Source organism: Methylophilus sp. DW102 (assembly GCF_037076555.1).
GTDB lineage: Bacteria > Pseudomonadota > Gammaproteobacteria > Burkholderiales > Methylophilaceae > Methylophilus > Methylophilus glucosoxydans.
The window spans coordinates 1,985,201-2,004,868 of the sequence record NZ_AP029023.1 but is presented as its reverse complement, the minus strand read 5'-3'; the positions used below and the strand labels follow the sequence as shown (position 1 = coordinate 2,004,868).

The window sequence follows — 19,668 nt, the reverse complement described above, 5'->3', positions numbered from 1 at the left end:
CGTGGCGCTTTTTATTGGACGGTCTTCACGCAGACTAAGCGTTGTTTTGACAAGAGTGTTGTTAGGAAAAGGGATGTCGCATGACGTTGCAAGCGATGCAAAATATTAATCTGGTGTCGTTGCTAGACTCATTGTTGAGCTTGTCGACGGCTTTTGTTTGCGGGGCTATTATCGGCTTTGAGCGGCAATACCGCCAACGCACCGCCGGTTTGCGCACCAATGTGCTGGTGGCCATTGGCGCCGCCATTTTTGTGGATATGGCCAATCGGCTCATGTCGCATGATGGCGCGGTGCATGTGGTGGCCTATGTGGTCTCCGGTATCGGGTTTCTGGGCGCGGGCGTGATCATGCGTGAAGAGGGCAATGTGCGAGGCTTGAATACGGCGGCTACGCTATGGGGTTCTGCGGCCGTGGGGGCGTGTGCCGGTGCTGACCTGTTGCTGGAAGCCTTCTTGGGTACCTTGTTTGTGCTGGCGACCAATACCTTGTTACGCCCGGTCGTCAATCAGATCAACCGCAAACCCATCAATACCTTGCATGTGGAGGCGACAACGACGGTGTATGTGATTGCTGCGCGCCGTTATCAGAAAGAGGCGATGAGCTTGCTTGAAAGCAGGCTGGAGCAAGCCAAATATCCGACCAAGCATTTGCAGATGCATGCATTTGGCAACGATTGTGTTGAAATTGAGGCCATGTTGCTGGCCAGTGCCATCCGTGAAGCCGAGCTGGAAGCGGTGATTCAGCAATTGTTGACCTCACCCTATGTATCACAAGCGTTCTGGAGCCCAAGCATGCTGGATTAGCTATTGGGCTGAAGGCGGCTCAATGCGCATCACGTGTTGTGAAAGCGCATGATTAACGCGCATAAAAAACGCCGCAATCTGCGGCGTTTTTTATAGCACGGGCAATTAACCAAACTTGCCGGTGATGTAGTCTTCGGTTTCCTTGCGGCTGGGGTTGGTGAAGATCTTGTCAGTGTCATCGTACTCGATCAACTCACCCAGATACATGTAAGCGGTGTAGTCGGACACACGAGCTGCCTGCTGCATGTTGTGCGTCACCACCAGAATAGTCAGTTTGCTGCGCAGTTCGACCATCAGTTCTTCAATGTTGGCTGTTGCGATCGGGTCCAGCGCAGAGGTGGGCTCGTCAAACAGCATGATTTCTGGATCAGTGGCCAAGGCACGGGCGATACATAACCGTTGTTGCTGACCACCAGACAGGTTAAAAGCGAGGTCATGCAAGCGGTCTTTGACTTCGTTCCACAACGCCGCGCCTTTCAAAGCTTCTTCAACCTTGTCATCCATAATGCGTTTGTTGTTTTCACCACGCACACGCAGGCCATAAGCCACGTTTTCATAGATGGATTTTGGGAAGGGGTTAGGCTTCTGAAACACCATGCTGATGCGCATACGCACTTCAATGGGGTCTACGCCTGAATCCAGCACATTGGTGTTGTCTGGATGCATCACGATCTGGCCCTGGTATTTGTTGCCAGGATACAAATCATGCATACGGTTGAAGCAGCGCAGGAAAGTGGACTTTCCGCAGCCTGAAGGGCCAATCAGCGCGGTGATTTTGTTCTCGTACAAAGGCATGGAGATGCCTTTGAGTGCGCGTGCGCCGTTGCTATAAAAAAAGTTTAAATCGCGTGCTTCGGCTTTAATTGCAGTAGTGACAGTGGCCATGAAGTTTCCTAATTCTTGTGTGGCATTACCATTTAATATTTTTACGGATTTTATAGCGCAACCAGATGGCTGTACCATTCATTAACAGTGTGACGATGATGATCAGCGCCCCGGTGGCTGCCGCATTGACATGGAACGCATGGTCAGGGCGGGACAACCAGTTAAACATTTGAATCGGCATCACAGTAAAGCCTGAAGATAACCATTCGAAATTCAGGAAAGGCGGCTCCAGCGTGATCGGGCTGGGTGGCAGGAAGGCAATAAAGGTCAGCGCACCAATAGTAATGATGGGGGCTGTTTCACCCAGTGCACGTGCCATGCCAATAATAATACCGGTCAGGATACCGCCATAAGAGTATTTAAATACGTGGTCATATACGACTTGCCATTTGGTTGCGCCAACGCCGTAGGCCGCCTCACGGATAGACAGCGGGATAGAGCGGATCGCTTCTCGGGTTGAGACAATGACAATCGGTAAAATCAGCAACCCCAGGGTGAGACCTGCGGTCAGGATGCTTTGACCAAAGTCCAGCATGTAGACAAACAGACCCAGCGCCAGCAGGCCGTAGATAATCGAAGGCACACCGGCCAGGTTGGACACGTTAATTTCAATCAGGTCAGTAAACCAGTTTTTCGGCGCATATTCTTCGAGATAAAGGCCAGCAGCAACTCCGACAGGGACTGCGGTCAGGAAAGTAACGGACATCACTAGCAAAGAACCTACCCAGGCAGACAGCAGGCCGGCTCTGGCCGCACGGCGTGATGGGAACTCAGTCAAAAAGTCCAGATTGAATTTTGGATAGCCATCCGCAATCAGTTGCCAGAACAGCAGCATCAGCGTAATCAGGCCCAGCATGAGGCAGATCAGGCCGATGGCGGCAAACAGAGCGTCATTACGCTTATGACGTTTAATCATGGCGCGGACTTCGGCCAGATTTTCGAGGACTGAGGCTTTATGTTCCATTTGGTATAACTTCCGCAAGTGCCGGTAAGCAAGGGTTACCGGCAGTGTATGGTGGTGATATTTCAGTAATAAGACAACGGGCAGACTTTACGAGTCTTTGTTTAGTAATTCTCGCGGTATTTCTTGCGTACCCAGTGACCCACGATATTGAAAGACAGTGTCATGATCATGAGTACCAGGCCGGCGGCAAAAATACTCTGGTAGCCTATGCTGCCATGCGGCAAGTCACCCATGGCCACTTGTACGATGTAGGCGGTAATCGTGGCAGCGCTGTCTAGCGGATTAAAGGTCAGGTTAGGCTGTTGGCCTGCTGCAATGGCAACCACCATGGTTTCACCCACTGCACGAGAAATCGCCAGAATATAGGCCGCCACAATGCCTGAGACTGCGGCGGGTGTGACCACTTTAATCGCGGTCTGGAAACGTGTTGCACCCATGGCATAAGAACCTTCACGCATGCTCATGGGCACGGCGCGCATGGCATCTTCGGACATGGAAGCAATGTAAGGAATAATCATGACGCCCATGACAATCCCGGCGCCCAGCATGTTAAAGCTGGGTAGCTGAGGGTAAATGGCTTGCAGCATGGGAGTGACAAAAAACAAGGCAAAGTAACCAAAGACAACGGTAGGCACACCCACCAGCAATTCCAGAATCGGCTTGATGGTTTCACGGGTTTTATGTGAAGCAAATTCGGACAGGAAGATTGCCGAAACAGTGCCAATTGGCACAGCCACGGCCAGCGCAATCGCGGAGGTGGTCAAAGTGCCGGAAACCAGTGGCATGATGCCGTAATGCGCATCTTCAAACAGTGGCGTCCATTGGCTATCGGTTAAAAAATCGATGACGGACACTGTTTTAAAAAAACTCAATGATTCAAACAGCAAAACCCCCACAATTGCAAACGTGGTTGCCACTGCGACCAGCGCGGCGGTCATCAGGATGAATTCAATAATACGTTCTTTGACGTTACGGCGAATGTTCTTCGCCAGTCGTGGGCTGATAGTCAGTTGCGCAGGTACTTGCATTGCTTGAGTCGCCATAGTGTGATCTGTCAGGGGTGGATTTTAGCGGATAATCGGTTGTTCAGGCCGGCTTGTCAGTAAAAAAGGGGCATTTAAGCCCCTTTGTCATCATTACTTGATTCGGGACAACAAATCAGTAATTTTGATACCGACTTCAGATGTGCCGTTAAACCCTGTCCCTGGTTTCATGGCTTTAAAGTGTGTTTTCACTGCTTCGTAATCTTCTTTTGGCAGTGGCACGTATTTCACTTCTTTCACCAGTTGTGGCGCATTTTCCAGGTAGTAAGTCACAAACGCTTTCACTTCTGGTTTAAACGCTGCAGCTGTCGCGTTCACGTAAATGAACAGTGGACGTGACAATGGCTGGTAAGTCCCGTCCATCACAGTCGCTTCAGAAGGCAACACTGGTTTAGCCCCTTCTTTGGCAACCACTGGCACCGCTTTCAGCTTGTCAGTGTTTTCCTGATAGTAGGCCATGCCGAAGTAGGCCATGCCACCCGCGTTACCGGCAACACCTTGCACCAGCACGTTGTCATCTTCTGACGGTGTGTAATCTGTGCGGCTGGCTTTTGCCTTGCCGTTAATGGCTTCGGTAAAGTAGTCAAACGTACCGGAAGCCGTGCCAGGACCGTACAGGTTGATGGCCTTGTCCGGGTAAGTGGCGTTCACTTCTTTCCAGTTTTTCACTTTGGAACCTGGTTCCCAGATTTTTTTCAGTTCGGCGACGGTGATTTGTTTCACCCAGTCGTTTTTGCTGTTCACAACCACAGTCAGTGCATCATAAGCGATAGGCAGTTCGATGAATTGAACGCCACCTTCTTTACAGGCGTCGATTTCTTTTTGTGAGATCGGGCGGGAAGCATCGGAAATATCGGTTTCGCCGCGGCAGAATTTTTTGAAGCCGCCACCAGTGCCAGATTCGCCAACAGTGACTTTCACGCCTTTGCTGCGTTGAAACTCTTCGGCAACAGCTTCGGTGATTGGGTAAACCGTGCTGGAACCATCAATTTTGATGATTTTGTCCGCAGCCGCTGCGGTGTGCGCGAAGGTAAAGGCCTGTGCGACCAGTGCGGCTATCATGGTATTGCGGAACAAACGGGTTTTCATCTAAGGACTCCTGTATTTGAGTGTGGTTTGTATGTGATGACGGAATCATAAAAACTTAATATGACAGAAATGTGACAAAAGCCAAAAAAGACCTTGGGCAGGTCCTTTTTAGCTTACGTCAGACTTACAGCACACTTTCGCCAATATGGTAGGCGATGGCTGCCATGATGGCGGCACAGGGAATCGTCAGCACCCACGCCCAGACAATGCGTGACGCCAGGCCCCAGCGCACCGCGGTCATGCGGCGCGAGAGGCCGACGCCGACAATGGCGCCGGTAATGGTGTGCGTGGTCGACACCGGGATGCCCAGGCTGGTGGCCAGGAACAGCGCAATCGAGCCTGAGGTCTGGGCCGCAAAGCCGCCAGTGGGGCGGATTTTGGTGATACCCATGCCCATGGTGCGCACTATGCGCCAGCCACCAAACAGCGTGCCCAGCCCCATGGCCAGCTGACAGGCAATCACCACCCAGAAGGGCACATGAAAGTCACCTTGCAGATAGCCATTGGCAAACAGCAGGACGGTAATGATGCCCATGGTTTTTTGCGCATCGTTGGCGCCATGGCCAAGGCTGAATAAAGAAGACGAGATAAATTGCAGCTTGTTAAAGCGGCTTTCGATTTTATAGGGCGAGGATTTCTGGAACGCCCACATGATGCCGATAGAGAGCAACAGCGCCAGCAACATGCCAAATAACGGCGACAAGATAATGGCAATGCCGGTGCTGATGAGCTTACTGCCGAAAATGACGCCTTGGGTGCCGGAGTGGGCCATGCCTGCGCCAATCAGGCCGCCGATCAATGCATGCGAGGACGAGGAGGGGATGCCGAACCACCAGGTAATGACATTCCAGGCAATCGCCCCGAACAAGGCACCAAACACTACGGTATTGTTGACGATGTTGGGGTCTATGATGCCTTTGCCAACCGTGTCGGCCACATGTAGCCCAAAAAACAGAAAGGCAACAAAATTAAAGAACGCAGCCCAGATGACGGCTGCCTGTGGCGTCAGTAAGCGGGTAGACACCATGAGCGCAATCGAATTGGCGGCATCGTGAAAGCCGTTCATAAAGTCAAAGATCAGCGCCACGATGACCAGCACTGCCATGACCACAATCACATGATCCATGGTCGTGTCCTAGATGCGTTCTAGCACGACACCGTGAATCACGTCAGCGACGTCTTCGCAGCTGTCGACCGCTTCTTCAAACAGGTCGTAGAGTTTTTGTGAGCGGATCAAACTGCGTGCGTCACTGTCTTCGGCAAACAGCCTGTGCATGCCTGAGCGCATGATGTGATCGGCTTCGCCTTCGATCTGGCTGATCTCTTCACAGGTGCGCAGAATGCGTTCGGCATTTTTCATGTCTGACAGCATATGCACCGCATCCCTTACCTTTTCTGCTGCCCTTAATAAGATCTGTGCCAGGGCGACCATTTCGGGGGTGAACTTGCTGTGACCATAAATCTCGGCGCTTTGCGGAATGGCTTCCATAAAGTCAATGATGTCATCCAGTGCCATCGCCAGTTCACGGATTTCGCGGCGGTCAAACGGGGTAATAAAGGTTTTATGCAGCGAAAGCAAAATTTCCTTGGTGTATTCATCTGCCTCGGATTCGATTTTGCGAATTTCGGCAAAATGCGTTTCAAAGCCTGCCTGATCAACAACGGCCGCCATCAGCGCAAGGACTTTGGAGCCACGGACTGCACAATCAGCCAAACGGTTAAACAGGACAAAATAGTTATCGTTTCTGGGGCTGATCGCGGCCATGATGCGGCCGAAAGTGGCATTCGCCATTGAGGACTCCCTATACGTTCAAAAGTTTTGTGACAGTAATTTTACTATTTTGTGACAATGATTGTGACAAAAATATGGGGCCGTCTGAGTGTGGGCAGCGTAAGTTACGCCTGAACCAAGGACATTGCTGCGGTATAATGCTGGTTTTTACATTTTTATACTCACAGAAAATGGAAGCCGAACACCTTAATAGTATTGCCAATGCACTGAGCGACCTGACCCAACGCCACGAAGCGCTTCGGGGGTATCTTTGACTACGAGAACAAGCAGCAACGCTTAGCCGAAGTTAACGGCCTGCTCGAGGATCCTAAAGTCTGGGATAACGCCGAAAAAGCGCAAAATCTGGGCAAGGAAAAACGCATGCTTGAAAGCGTGGTCATGACGCTGGATGATGTGTCTCAGTCATTGTCAGACAGCCGTGAATTGTTTGACATGGCGCGTGAAGAAGGTGATGACGACACATTGCTGAGTGTGGAGGCAGATGCCCAGAAGATAGAAAAAATCGTTGCCGAGATGGAATTCAAGCGCATGTTCTCGCAGCCGATGGACGCCAACAATTGCTTTATTGAGTTTCAGTCCGGCAGCGGTGGCACTGAAGCACAAGACTGGGCCGGCATGTTGCTGCGCATGTACTTGCGTTACGTAGAGCGCAAAGGTTTCAAAGTCGAGGTGCTTGAGGAATCTGAAGGCGACATTGCCGGGATTAAAGGCGCATCGATTAAAGTGACTGGGGATTATGCGTTTGGCACCTTGCGTACCGAAAGCGGGGTGCATCGCCTGGTCCGTAAGTCGCCCTTCGATGCCAACTCCAAGCGACATACCAGCTTTGCCAGCGTGCAAATCTTCCCGGAAGTGGACGATTCGATTGAAATTGAAATCAATCCTGCAGATTTGCGCATTGATACTTACCGCGCCAGTGGTGCCGGTGGTCAGCATATTAACAAGACTGATTCTGCCGTGCGGATTACCCACTTGCCAACGGGAGTAGTCGTGCAATGCCAGAATGACCGTTCACAGCATAGAAACAAAGAAGAAGCGATGAATATGCTGAAAGGCGCCTTGTATAACCTGGAACTCAGCAAGCGTAATGAAGAAAAGCAGGCGCTGGAAGATGCCAAAACCGATATTGGTTGGGGTCACCAGATTCGTAGCTATGTGCTGGATCAAGGACGGATCAAAGACTTGCGTACCAATGTTGAAATCGGCAATACGCAAGGCGTGCTCGATGGTGATCTCGATCCATTTATCATGGAAAGCTTAAAGCAGGGCCTGTAATAGATGTCAGAAGTCAGTGATGTAAACGCGTTTGAGGAGTTCCTCAAACCGGGAGTCTATGTTCAGGATATTGATGCATTGTTTCCCCTGTTGCAGTCCTCACACATCATCGATGTGCTGATCGGGCTGTTCCGCGGCGGCCGTGATGAAGTGATGATTCGCCTCGCCGTGATGCGTGAAATTGCAGCGCGGGCAGAGTTGCCCGAGTGGACGCCAGCCCAGTTGCAAAATCACCTTTCTTTTATTGATGCTACCAAGCTGGAAACCGTGTTGCACCGCTTGCGCAGCCACGACTTGCTGCAATGGGACGCAGACCGCCGCGTATACCAGATTTCTGCCGCGGGCCGCATGGTGTTGTCTGCCATCAGTGGCTTGTTGCGGTTTGGCGAGGCCGATGACGAGTTGGGCTACCTGATGTCGCAGGCGGCAGGCGGCAGTGCCGTCGGTGAACTGAGTGCCGAGCATCTGAGTCACGTACTGGCCAAACTCACCGAATACGAACATTTCTTCCAGGAAGCGATTGCCTCAGGTTCCGAGTTCAGGCTGAAGTCGGCGCAGGCCAGATTGAGCAAGGCGCAACCCTGGATTGAAAAAGCCACGGCACTGATCAATACCATTTCAGAAAACGGCATGGATGATGCCGGTTGGCAAATTGTGCATAAAATTGCTAGCCAGCAGTCGCGTTTACTCAATATGGCCTCGGTCTTTCAGCGTGAACTGGCCAAAGTGGCCAGGCAGCGGGTCATGCTGTCGCAAGGCGGCCTGAGCTCCACCGAGTTATCCGCCTGGTTGCAGCAACGCAGCGTTGAGTCGCTGGCGCAAATGGGCGCGCGGATGGCAGTGACACCAGAACTGCTGTTTGTGCTGCCCGACGTGATGCTGGATATTTCCGATGACGTGCTCGAACGTGAAGTGGCAGTGCCTAAAGTCTCTGTCATGCCCCCGGATGTGGAAGTCGCCCCTGCGCAAACCGAAGCCTTTTCTTACCCGCCACAACTCACCGACCTTACGCGTGTGCTGGCACAACTCGAGGACGATAGCGCATTGCCAGACGTGGTCGTTGGTGGTGGTTTTGCCCAGGCGTCTTACCGCTATTCCCTGCTGACCTTCTTAGGTGAAAAACATGAGGATGCCGACTTGAATGCGCTGGCAGAACAACCGTTCCGTCTAGCGCACGCACTGGATGCGCCATTGCAAGCCGTACATCGAAACGAGGTGGCCGCCATGACCGCCGGTCAATTAATTAAACATACGCCAGCCAAGGAGGGTTAACCGCATGCAACAAACAAGCGAACAACTGGCCGCCAGACTGATTGCTCATCGTTATTTACCACGTTCTGATGAAGTCATCAGGCGCGTGCTGTTCGACCTGGATTTTCGGGTCTCGCTCGAAAACAACCTCAAGGTCTGCGGTTTGCGCTTGCTGGACAACCCTTATGCCAGCCACGTGGCGGTAGGTCTGCACCAGGACGCAGAGCGTGCCGTGATGGATGATGGTCAGCAATGGCTGAGTAACAATATTGGGTTGCCCAAAGATACATTAGCCTTGACCGTGGTGCTGTGGGCCTTGATTATCCTACCCAAGCGCGAACGTCAGTTGGGGCGGGAAGCCGCACTGGAGTCACAAGGCGAGTTGTTTGGCACGCTGGTTAAAGCCGAGCCGTCAGAGGAGTTGTCACGCGGCATCCCCGAAAACGTGTTGCTTGAGGATTTTGGCAAGTTGCTAGGCGGCAAAGGCCGTATCAGTAATTTTGCCTTGCCACAGTTATCGCGCCTGGGACTCATCGAACGTCGTAACAAGATTATTTACGAAGGTCCTTTACTCGACCTTGTGTTTGACTATGCCGAAATGGCCCCGCGCATCATCCAGGGCGCCCTGGGTGATCTGATCCGCGAACAGTCGCAGAGCGCTGGCGCGGGTCAGGCAACTTCTTAAATCAATGAACACACAGAAAGACGATCAATAAGATGTTCAGGTTAAATCGACTGGAAGTCGTACATTGGGATTACTGGCAACGTTTTGTGGTGCCGCTGGATGCTTCCATTATTACCATTGTCGGGCCCAATGGCTCGGGCAAAACCACGCTGCTGGATGCCATGCGTACCTTGCTGGCGCTGGAATGCTCAGGCTCTGGTTCAGGGAAACGGGATTACAAGCGCTATGTGCGTCGCAACGGCGAAGATTTTTGCTGGTTGCTGGGCGTGGTTGACAACAGTCGCCCTGTCGGGAGCAGCAAGCGCCCATTCGGCATTCCGTTCATGCAGGACAAAATCACACTGGCTTGCCATATCGAGAAAAAAGGCGGTGACTGGGTACGGCATTACTGGGTGGCCGATGGTGAAGTGGCACTCAAGGACATGGCGCAACAGGGCCAGGAATTTGGGGTGCGCGATTATCAGCGTCTGCTGCATGAGGCCGGATTGTCGCCCGCCATTGCCCGTGTGCTGTCACTCGAGCAAGGCCAGACCGACAAGTTATGCGAATACAAGCCACGCGAGTTGCTCGATTTGGTGTTTGATGTGTTTGGTGACAAAGAGATTCTGACCCGCTATCAGGAGGCCAGGCAGCATCAGCGGGCCACCGAACAGGAGTTGCAATACACACAAAATAACCTGAAGGCGCTGGAACACAGCCTGCAAACCCAGGAGCAGCGTGTGAACCGCTATCTGGAATGGCAGCAGCTGACCCAGGAGCAGGCCTTGCTGGTGGAAGAGGTGAAACCCCGGCTGGAGTTTTACCAGTTGCAGGAAGAAGCGGAGCGTGCAGCCCGAAGTCTGGATGCCAACCGTAAAGAGCGTGAAGGTCTGCAGGCAGACCTGTCGGCCAAGACCAGTGAACTGGACTATCACAAAACCCAGGCCGAGCATTTGCAGAGCCAGCAGCAAGCCACGCGTCTGCATGAAGCCGACTTGAGCCAGCAGGTTAACCAGCTCAACAAGGAAGAGGGCAAGCTGGAAGCGGTCCTCGAGCAGAAGAAGCAGCTTGAAGCACAAGCGGCATTGAGTGCGGACGTGGTGCAAGCAACGACCGAGCTGGGGCAGCTTGAGCAGCAGCGTAGTGCCTTGCAAAACCGGTTATGGGCCAAGCAGCAACAGCAGCAGCAATGGCAACATACCCTGGAAAACCTGAGCAGCGGGCGCCGGGCAGATCCACACGAAGTGACGGAGTTCAGGCAGGCGCTGAGTAAGGCCAATATTGCGCATGACACACTGGCCGATATTCTGGAAGTGACGGATGCCGGTTGGCAAACAGCCGTTGAGGCGGTATTGGCACCGTTTGCGCATGTCATCATGCTGCACAGTGAAAAACAGGCCGAGACGGCCTTTGCGCTGGGTGAAAGTCTGAAGTATCGTCACCTGATTGTGCCGGAAAGACAGTTGGCCGGTTTGCCGCCCAAAGGCTCCTTGCTGGAAGTGATTAAACTCAAACAACCGGTGGCGCCCTGGATGCTGGCGATGCTGGAACGCACGCAACGGGTGGAGGATACTGCCGCCGGCGTTGCCTTGCCACGCGGTGAGGACTGGGTGACACGTCAGGGCTACTTGCGTGAGCGTCGTGGTGGCCGGCATGCGGCCCCGAATGAACCCAGGTTTGGTAAAGCCAGGCTGGACAGCTTGCGCCATAACCTGCAACAGATCGAAACCGAGATCAATGCCTTGCAGGATGAACTGCATCCGTTGCGGCAGCAGAGTCAAACCCTCAAAAATGCGCTGGCCGGGGTCGATGCAGCCGCACAACTGGCGGCACGTGCCGAGCAGTTTGCCAGCGTTGAGCGGCAGTATGCGGACGTCAAGGCACAACGGCAGGCGGTCGGCGAGAAGTTGTATGAATTGTCGCAACTGAATACACAGCTGGAGGAACGTATCCGCGAGTCTATCCGTGCTCAGGAAAGCATACGCAACAAGATTGCCCAGTTGCAAAAAGACATTGTCGATAAAGAAAACCGGGAAGGCTGGGCTGAACAAGAGCGTCGGTTGGAGCGTATCCGTCACGACCAGCAGAAATTGCCCGCAGATTGGCAGGAAACTGCGGCCAACAAGCAGTTGCTCGAAAAGTGGGAGAGCCCACGCTTGGTGGATATTCAAATTGAACAGATAGCCAAGCGACTGGAAACGCAAAGTTGGGAGACCGACCCTTATGTAATCGCCATGCGCGACAAGATGCAGGCGGATTACCTGACGCAAAAAGAGGATGTTGAAAGCCGCGAACGTGACAACCGCGCTGCACAAACGCAAACCGAACATGCCCGTGAAGCCTATATTGGCCGCTTGCGTTACTCGGTGAGCAAGTACAGCAAAAACCTTAAAGAGCTGGCCAAAATGGCCGATGTCGACGTCGATTGTGCGCCGGTCGCGCTGGAGGCAGATGATCTGACCTTGTCACAAGCTGGGCTCGAAGTGCGGTTTGGCTTTGACGACAAAGGCTTGTCTGGCATGAATGATGGGGATGCTTCTGGCGGTCAGCAGGTCATGAAGTCACTGATTTTGCTGGTGGCGCTGATGATGGAAGAAACCCGGCCAGGTGGGTTTGTCTTTATTGACGAGCCGTTTGCACACCTGGATATTTTCAACATCAAGCGCGTGGCCAGGTTCCTGCAGGCGACCAAGGCACAATACCTGCTCACGACGCCGGTGACCCATAACGTCGATGTGTATGACCCTTCGATGTTGACGCTGGTCACCGCCAAGAAGCAGGCGAATGCCGGCTGGGCGCCGCGGGTTGGCGTGCTGGTGCGCGAGCATTAGTCTCCGATTGTCCGGTCATGCCCGGGCCGGACAATCGCCATTCGATACAAACCGCTACATTACGATACACCGTTGCCGTTATGCCGCGCTTACAATGGCCTGGTGATGATGACATCAAGCAGGAGGTGGCGACATGGCGAGTATTCTTTGTACTGTGAGTGCGCAAATCACACAAAACATCTTTTCGCGCATCGATTTGGAACACTGCGGCTTTTTGGATCAGCGTGCCTTGCAGCGCGCGTTGAAAGACCTCAGTCAAGCAGAGGTGCGCAGTCTGCTCCACAGGTTGGACCAGGATGGGGATGACCGCATTTCCCCTTATGAACTCAATCTGGCGATTATCGACTGGTTGAGTCAGACGCAACTGCAGTCCAGGCAGGCACCGGTCAGTCCTCTGTTTGCCCGATTGGTCAGTGATTACGGTCCTGCGCACTAATCTGTTTGTATCAGGCGCATAGCAGCCGTTTTTAAGCCTCTACCTGGCCGCAATACAGCCAGCGCCCGTCTAGATATTCAAAACGGCTGTGTTCAGTCATGGTCGTCTTCTTTTGCTGACCACTTTGATAAGTCGCCACAAAAGTGACTTCAGCATGGGTGGCATCCTGTTGGTGATGCGCAAGCACCTCGAGTTTTAACCATTTAATTCCCTGTAAATCTGCTTGTGTCAGGCTACTCGGCCGTGTCTCAGTGTGCCAGGTTTGTAAAATATAGTCAGGCAATCTGAGGGCATAAGCGCTGTAGCGAGAGCGCATCAGGCGCTCGGCATCGGGGGCGGGTAAGCCTTGGTGTAAAGGCTGGCAGCAGGCTGCATAAGCATTTCCGCTGTAACAAGGGCAGGCATGTTTCAAATTTGGGTATCCCGGTAAGTAAAATACATTCAGCCGTGATCAGCACTGAATGCTGTTTTAAAATGTTTAAATCTGTTTACTCGTTTGAGAGAAGATTCTAAACTATCGCCCACTCAGGTGTCCTATGCATATTTTTAATTTTCTCCCCGCAAACCGCCGACCATGTTTATGTCGCTGCAATCCTCTGCATGGACACGCTTTCAATCTATCCCCGCGGGTTGCCCCTGTTCTTAAGCATCCTTGAACATCCCTTTGGTTATTTATGCACAAAAAACGGATTGATTGGATGAAGCACGTGAGGTATACGCGGCTTGGCTCTGTCTGGTTATCCTTGAGGGTCGTTGTGTAATGGGGCTGGATGCACTGATGCACAGCGTGCGTTTGATCCGTCAGTCAGCTCGACTGGTGCGACTTCTGGCACGCTGGCAGATGGCCAGGCCGGCTAGAGTTTCAACGCTAGTCTCAGGCATGCGCACAACGACGGTGAGTGTGCTGGTGGCGGTCAGCTTGAGTGCGTGCCTTCATACAGAGATGCCTGCGCTGGATACGCCAGCACCGGCTCAGTGGCGTCAGGCGCACACCACATCGGCCACGCAACTGTCAGCGGCCGAAACAGCGTGGTGGCTTGCATTCAAGGATCCGCTGCTAAACCAGCTCATGCAAACCGCCCTCAAGCAAAATCTTACGCTACAGCAAGCCAGTGAGCGGATCAGCTATGCCCGTTCTTTGCAGGCACATGAGCTGGCGACCGAAAAACCGCAGCTCAGTTTATATGCTGGTCCGAATAGCCTTTCGCGCATGCTTGCAGTGGGCAATAGCTCCTCCGGTCAATCGCGCCATGCCGCTTCTGGGGCATTTCTGGCTGGCTTTGACCTGATTTGGGAGTTGCCTATCTTTGGCCAGGGCGCCGGTCAGCGGCAAATCACGCAGGCTGATTTACAAATTGCAGAGGCGGACGTCTCCAGCAGGCAATTGTCATTAGCGGCTGAATTGGTTCGCGTTTACGCTGAGCTGGAAGCCGCTGTCCAGCGTGAAAAACAGCTGGCACTCGCCGAAGCGGGATATGCCAACTTGCGGACACTGTCGAATAAAGGCGTGAGCGGTGGGTTTACTTCTCCAGAAACTGCTGAGTCGTTTATAACGGAAGTTCAGGCTGCCCAGCGCATGCGCAGGCAAAACCGCCTTAACCAGGAAATGGCCTTGCAAAGACTGGCTGTACTCTGTGGCCAGGCGGAACCAGCTGAGGCTTGGTTGACAGAATTACAGTCACGTCCGGCTGGCAAGCTTGCCGAGGATGTGCAATCCATCTCGTTACCAATGCGCGTCCCTGCAGAAATTATCCGCCAGCGTCCAGATATCAAGATGGCCGAGTCACAGGTGTTGAAAGCAACCGGGGCGTTGGGTATCGCCAAATCTGACCTGTATCCAAAATTATCTATTGAGGGCGCTCTGATGGTTGCCGGGCGGGTGACGGGTGAAAGCTTGAGGCACACTGGATCATTGACCTATATTGCCCCTTCTATCAATATCCCCCTGCTGGATTGGGGGTTAAGACGGGAAGTGGTAAATCAGCGTGAGTCGCAACTGCGGGAGGCATTGCTGGCTTACAAGGAGGCTGTATTACTGGCGATTGAAGAAACTGAAAATGCGCTGGTGAATTTTAATGAAAGCCGAGCACAGCTACTGGCGGAAGAGCAAGCTTTGAGTCGGTGGCAGGCACAGTCTGCCAAGTTACAACGTGCGGTGGATGTCGGCTATCTGAGCAAGATGGATGTATTCAAGCAGGATATGCGAAACCAGCAGACCTTATTACAATATATAGACGCCAAACAGGCCTGGATGAGGGGGTATGCTTTTGCAAATAAAGCGCTCTCCGGGGCTTTCAGTCTGAATCCTGATCAACAGGCTACGGAAAATACACAATAAGGTACGAATGAACAATCGGCTCATCGATCAATTGCCCCTGTTTTTGCGCACACGCATGGCCTTAGCCATTGTGGTGCTGACCTCGATCTTGATGGTCTGGCACTTTAGCACGCACTCAGAATCTGCCAGGCCTACCAATGCAGGACTGACGGTGACAGCCATCACCGTGGAAAACAAACCGCTCAATTCGACGCTGGAGTTGTTTGGTAAAGTGGTTGCCCAGGAGCAGGTGCCGGTGTACGCGGACATGATGCAAGGCCGCATTACCAAAGTGTTAGTTGACGAGGGCGATCACGTCAAGGCCGGTCAGCAACTGGCGGTGGTGGATACCCAATTGGCCAAAGTGCAGCGGGTACAATCGCTTGCCAGCAAGCAGCGGGCGATTGTGGCGTTTAGTGAAGCGGAAGCGGCGCTCGATGATGCCAAGAAAACCCTGGACCAGGCGCGGACTGAACGCGTCCGCGGTGAAAAAGTCGCAGAGGATGGGCTGATTTCAAAAGAATTACTGGAGCAACGTATCCAGACCGAACAGGCCGCAGAGAGCAAGCTTAATACGGCCCGCAACCGTTTAAGGATGGCCTTATCCGATCTGTTGTCAGCCAATGCGCAGGTGGATGAAGCGGATCTCAAAATCAAACAGGCAGAGTTGGTCGCCCCGGTGTCAGGGCTGGTGATTCAAAGAAATGCGGTGGTTGGCCAATTGCTCAGTCAAACCAATCAATCCCAGTTTTTACTGGCCAAAGATGGCACGCTCGAGGTCGACATCGAAACCAGCGCGGAAGTGGCTGCGTCCTTAACGCATGGCATGCCAGTGCAGGTAAAAATCAAGGATGCAGAACGAAGCTATGCTGGCCATATCCGTAAAAAAGGCATCATGGTGCACGATGAAAACCAGATGTTGCATCTCAAAGTTGCTTTTTCCAAAGCCCCGGGGCTGAGCCCAGGGCAAGCCGCCACCGTGCTGGTCACCCTGCCGCAACGCAATGCCATCCGTGTGCCAGATAGTGCGATTGCCGTAGAAGGCGACCAGTATTATGTCTACAGCGTCGAGCAAGGACATGCCAAGCGCATTGCCGTTACTATCGGGCAGCGTTTGGATGGGGAAGTGGAGATACTGGCAGGGGTCAGCCCTGGCATGCGCCTCATTGATAAATTTGCCGGGTTTATCCGTGAAGGTGAACCAGTCAACGTCATTGCGGCAGTACACTAAGTGAAATTAAAGCTTTCTTCCTGGGCGATCGCCAACCCTTTGCTGATTGCCTTGGCGACCTTCATTCTGCTTGTTTGGGGCGCGGATTGTTTCCATCGTTTGCCGGTGAACGGCATGCCCACGGTCAGAATTCCAGTCGTCTCGGTATCGATTGCGTTGCCGGGCGCCTCCTCCTCAACCATTGAGCGGCAGGTGACCATCCCGGTAGAAAATGCCGTGGCCAATATCCCGAATATCAAGCATGTCACGTCCTATATCGAAAACGGCGTCTCGGTCACGCAGATTGAGTTTCGATATGGCACCAATATCCGTACTGTGTTGTCACTGGTGCGCGAGAAAGTTGCCAGCCTACGCCGTCAATGGTCCAGCGATGTGGGAGAACCCCTGATCCAGCAGTCCGAAGATGACAATACGCCATTAATGACCTATGCCTTTCAATCCGGCACGCTTTCACTGCCCTCGCTGACGCAACAGGTAGACAAAGGCCTGGTCAGCGCTTTAATGGCGGTGGAGGGCGTGGAGAAAATTGAACGTCAGGGCGGCTATGACCGCGAAATTCACATTGAGCTGTTACCGGAGAAGCTATATGCACTCGGTGTCAGTGCCGCCACGGTGAATAAGCAAATACAGGCCTATATTGCGCAGGCTCCGGCAGGGCAGTTTAGCCTGGGCAGCAAACAGACATCGCTACGCGTGCAAGGGGATCCGCAGTCCGTGGATGCCCTGGCGCATCTGGAAATTGCTGTGGGAGAGCATCGCTATGTCACCTTGTCCAGCCTCGGCAATCTGCTTGATACCTTCAAACCAGCCCAGCAATTAACGCGGCTTAATCGTCAGCCGGCCATTGGCATTGCCATTTACAGAACGGCAAAAGCAGATGAATTAAAAGTCGCAGAGGCGATAGAGCAGGCCATACAGCGCTGGCAACAGACGCAGCCGCATATCCAGGCCGAGCGGGTGCAGACGCAGATCGACTTTACCAAAAAAACGTACTTTTCTGCCATGATGTCCTTTTTGGAAGGCGTGTTGTTGGCAGGTTTGGTGGTCTACGCCTTTTTGCGCTCCACCCGTGCCACCCTGATTGCCGCCATTGCCATTCCCCTCTCTGTGATCCCGACGTTTATTGTCATGCACTGGCTGGGGTTTTCCTTGAACTTGGTCAGCATGCTGGCCCTGTCACTGGTCTCCGGGGTCTTGGTCGATGATGCGATTGTCGAGATTGAAAACATTATCCGCCATATGGAAAACGGCCAAGCGCCTTATCCAGCCGCCATGCGCGCGGCGGATGAAATTGGCCTGGCCGTGATTGCCACCAGCTTTGCCATTATTGCCGTCTTTGTCCCGGTCAGTTTTATGGGCGGGCTGGTAGGCCAGTATTTCATTCAATTTGGCATCACGGTCGCAACGGCGACTTTTTTCTCCTTATTGGTCGCACGTTTCATCACACCGGTGATGGCCGCCTACTTTCTAAAGTCGACTCCGCCAGTGGCACAGCAAGGCCGCTGGTATCACTTTTATCAAGGATGGTTGGAACAGTCGCTCAAGCATAGACGGATCAGCCTGTTGCTGGTGGGGCTGTTGCTGCTGCTTTCGGCCAGTCTGTTATTGATCTTGCCAGCAGACTTTATGCCGCAAGAAGATAAAGCCTTTTTCATGTTGCAGGTGGAGCTGCCTGCGGAAGCACAGTTAAAACAAACCGATGCTGCGATTGAGCAGGTGACTGAAGCCTTGCTAAGCAAGCCTGAGGTCAGCAGCGTCTATTCCTGGATTGGTGGACGTGACGCCGAGACCATGGTTGCAGGACAAGTCAATCGCGCGACCCTGATAGTCAAGCTGGTGGCGCGGTCACAGCGCAACAGCAGTGTCGATCAGTTCAAGCTGCAAGCGTTATATGAATTGCGCCGCGTACCCAATGTGAGATTGAGTGCTTTAAATGAAAATGGCAGCAAGGCTTTTGGTCTGGTATTAACCGGGCATGACTCGCAACGTTTGTACCGCACTGCGCTGGCACTGGAACATGACATGCGCAAATTGCCAGCGTTTTCTAACGTGTTGTCCACGGTGCCGGCCATGAAAAGCAATCTGGTGGTGACGCCCAAGCCGCATGAAGCGGCGCGTCTGGGCGTCACCACCAGTGCGATTGCCGAGGAGCTGCAGATCGCCTTGAAAGGCGGAAGTGAAGAGCAACTGGCACATGTGTTGCTGGATAATCAGTCCGTCCCGGTCCGCTGTGCTGTCAGAGTGCCTGAACAGTCTGCGCTGGCATTCTTGCGTCAGCTGCCGGTGACGACCAATACCCAGCAAATTGTCGCGCTGGACGCTGCGGCCAATTTGTCATTGATGCATGACTATGCCAGCATCACGCGCTATGACCGTATGCCGCAAATCGTCATTTCTGCCGACCTGAATGGTATTTCCTTGGGCGATGCGATGCAGACGGTGCGGCAGTTACCGACTCTGCAGCAGCTGCCTGCGGGCATCAGCCTCAGCGAAACTGGCGATTCCGAAATGCTGAGTGAAATGTTCAGTACCTTTAGCATGGCCATGCTGAGCGGCTTGTTCCTGGTATGGATGGTGCTGGTACTGCTGTTCAGAAAGCTCTTGCAGCCCTTCACCATCATGATGGCCTTACCCTTATCCATCTGTGGCGCGCTATTGGCGCTGGCACTCACCCATCAGGCGCTTTCTCTGCCTGCAGTGATCGGCATCCTCATGTTGATGGGCATCGTCGGCAAAAATGGCATCCTTATTGTCGACGCCATCATTGAATGCCGCTCCGCAGGCTTGTCCAGAGTTGAGGCGATCATTGCCGCCTGCCAGCAGCGTAGCCGACCGATTATCATGACCACGATTGCCATGATTGCGGGCATGCTGCCAGTGATCATCGGCGCCGGGGCGGGGACTGGATTCCGTACGCCCATGGCTTATGCGCTGATAGGGGGGCTGGTGACCTCCACCTTGTTAAGCCTGATTGTCGTACCGCTGATTTATACGCTGATGGATGATCTTGAGCAACGGGTCAAAAGTCGTCTAAACACTGCGCACGAGTAAAAGAAACGCCCCGTAAGCGGTGCTTGGCGGGGCGAT

General features: G+C 53.2%; 16 protein-coding genes. 9 read left to right on the top strand and 7 right to left on the bottom strand.

Annotation, left to right across the window (positions count from 1 at the left end):
- Positions 1-80: 80 nt before the first annotated feature.
- On the top strand, positions 81-803 hold the full coding sequence (locus AACH41_RS09260; protein WP_338654687.1) for an MgtC/SapB family protein: 723 nt from the start codon (positions 81-83) through the stop codon (positions 801-803).
- A gap of 105 nt (positions 804-908) precedes the next feature.
- On the opposite strand, the gene pstB is transcribed toward AACH41_RS09260, so the two are convergent.
- From pstB to AACH41_RS09230, 6 genes are all read right to left on the bottom strand, one after another.
- Complete coding sequence (gene pstB, locus AACH41_RS09255) at positions 909-1,688, bottom strand: phosphate ABC transporter ATP-binding protein PstB (protein WP_194748145.1); 780 nt, start codon at positions 1,686-1,688, stop codon at positions 909-911.
- Between the two features lie 25 nt (positions 1,689-1,713).
- A complete protein-coding gene (pstA, locus tag AACH41_RS09250; protein WP_194748144.1) occupies positions 1,714-2,652 on the bottom strand; it encodes a phosphate ABC transporter permease PstA in 939 nt (312 codons plus the stop codon).
- 101 nt (positions 2,653-2,753) lie between these two features.
- Positions 2,754-3,680, bottom strand: coding sequence for a phosphate ABC transporter permease subunit PstC (pstC, locus tag AACH41_RS09245; RefSeq protein ID WP_338657594.1), 927 nt, complete (start codon positions 3,678-3,680; stop codon positions 2,754-2,756).
- 108 nt (positions 3,681-3,788) lie between these two features.
- Entirely contained in the window at positions 3,789-4,784 is a 996-nt protein-coding gene (locus AACH41_RS09240) for a PstS family phosphate ABC transporter substrate-binding protein (RefSeq protein WP_338654683.1), read from the bottom strand.
- Positions 4,785-4,908: 124 nt separating this feature from the next.
- Positions 4,909-5,910 (bottom strand): inorganic phosphate transporter, encoded by a 1,002-nt coding sequence (locus tag AACH41_RS09235; protein WP_194748140.1) that lies wholly within the window; start codon positions 5,908-5,910, stop codon positions 4,909-4,911.
- Between the two features lie 9 nt (positions 5,911-5,919).
- Positions 5,920-6,576 carry a DUF47 family protein gene (locus AACH41_RS09230; protein WP_194748138.1) on the bottom strand — a complete coding sequence of 219 codons (657 nt, stop codon included), beginning with the start codon at positions 6,574-6,576 and terminating at the stop codon, positions 5,920-5,922.
- Between the two features lie 170 nt (positions 6,577-6,746).
- Between AACH41_RS09230 and prfB the strand changes: the two genes are divergently transcribed.
- From prfB to AACH41_RS09205, 5 genes are all read left to right on the top strand, one after another.
- Positions 6,747-7,851 (top strand): peptide chain release factor 2 gene (gene prfB / locus AACH41_RS09225; protein ID WP_194748464.1). Its coding sequence is split into 2 segments (ribosomal slippage): positions 6,747-6,827 and positions 6,829-7,851, totalling 1,104 coding nucleotides; the frame shifts between segments, so codons are not numbered across the junction.
- Between the two features lie 3 nt (positions 7,852-7,854).
- Entirely contained in the window at positions 7,855-9,123 is a 1,269-nt protein-coding gene (locus AACH41_RS09220; protein WP_338654678.1) for a hypothetical protein, read from the top strand.
- A 4-nt stretch (positions 9,124-9,127) separates the two neighbouring features.
- Positions 9,128-9,787, top strand: a complete 660-nt coding sequence (locus tag AACH41_RS09215; RefSeq protein ID WP_338654677.1) for a hypothetical protein — start codon at positions 9,128-9,130, stop codon at positions 9,785-9,787.
- Between the two features lie 32 nt (positions 9,788-9,819).
- On the top strand, positions 9,820-12,597 hold the full coding sequence (locus tag AACH41_RS09210) for an ATP-binding protein (RefSeq protein ID WP_338654674.1): 2,778 nt from the start codon (positions 9,820-9,822) through the stop codon (positions 12,595-12,597).
- A 133-nt stretch (positions 12,598-12,730) separates the two neighbouring features.
- Complete coding sequence (locus tag AACH41_RS09205) at positions 12,731-13,033, top strand: EF-hand domain-containing protein (protein ID WP_194748130.1); 303 nt, start codon at positions 12,731-12,733, stop codon at positions 13,031-13,033.
- A gap of 31 nt (positions 13,034-13,064) precedes the next feature.
- Here AACH41_RS09205 and AACH41_RS09200 read toward each other — a convergent pair whose 3' ends face one another.
- Positions 13,065-13,445 carry a YchJ family metal-binding protein gene (locus AACH41_RS09200; RefSeq protein WP_194748128.1) on the bottom strand — a complete coding sequence of 127 codons (381 nt, stop codon included), beginning with the start codon at positions 13,443-13,445 and terminating at the stop codon, positions 13,065-13,067.
- A gap of 366 nt (positions 13,446-13,811) precedes the next feature.
- On the opposite strand from AACH41_RS09200, the gene AACH41_RS09195 reads away from it, so the two are divergent.
- From AACH41_RS09195 to AACH41_RS09185, 3 genes are read left to right on the top strand one after another with little or no spacing between them, the layout of a single operon-like run.
- On the top strand, positions 13,812-15,371 hold the full coding sequence (locus AACH41_RS09195) for a TolC family protein (protein ID WP_338654672.1): 1,560 nt from the start codon (positions 13,812-13,814) through the stop codon (positions 15,369-15,371).
- 7 nt (positions 15,372-15,378) lie between these two features.
- Positions 15,379-16,581, top strand: coding sequence for an efflux RND transporter periplasmic adaptor subunit (locus AACH41_RS09190; protein ID WP_338654670.1), 1,203 nt, complete (start codon positions 15,379-15,381; stop codon positions 16,579-16,581).
- Positions 16,582-19,632 (top strand): efflux RND transporter permease subunit, encoded by a 3,051-nt coding sequence (locus AACH41_RS09185; RefSeq protein WP_338654668.1) that lies wholly within the window; start codon positions 16,582-16,584, stop codon positions 19,630-19,632. It begins immediately after the preceding gene.
- Positions 19,633-19,668 lie beyond the last annotated feature (36 nt).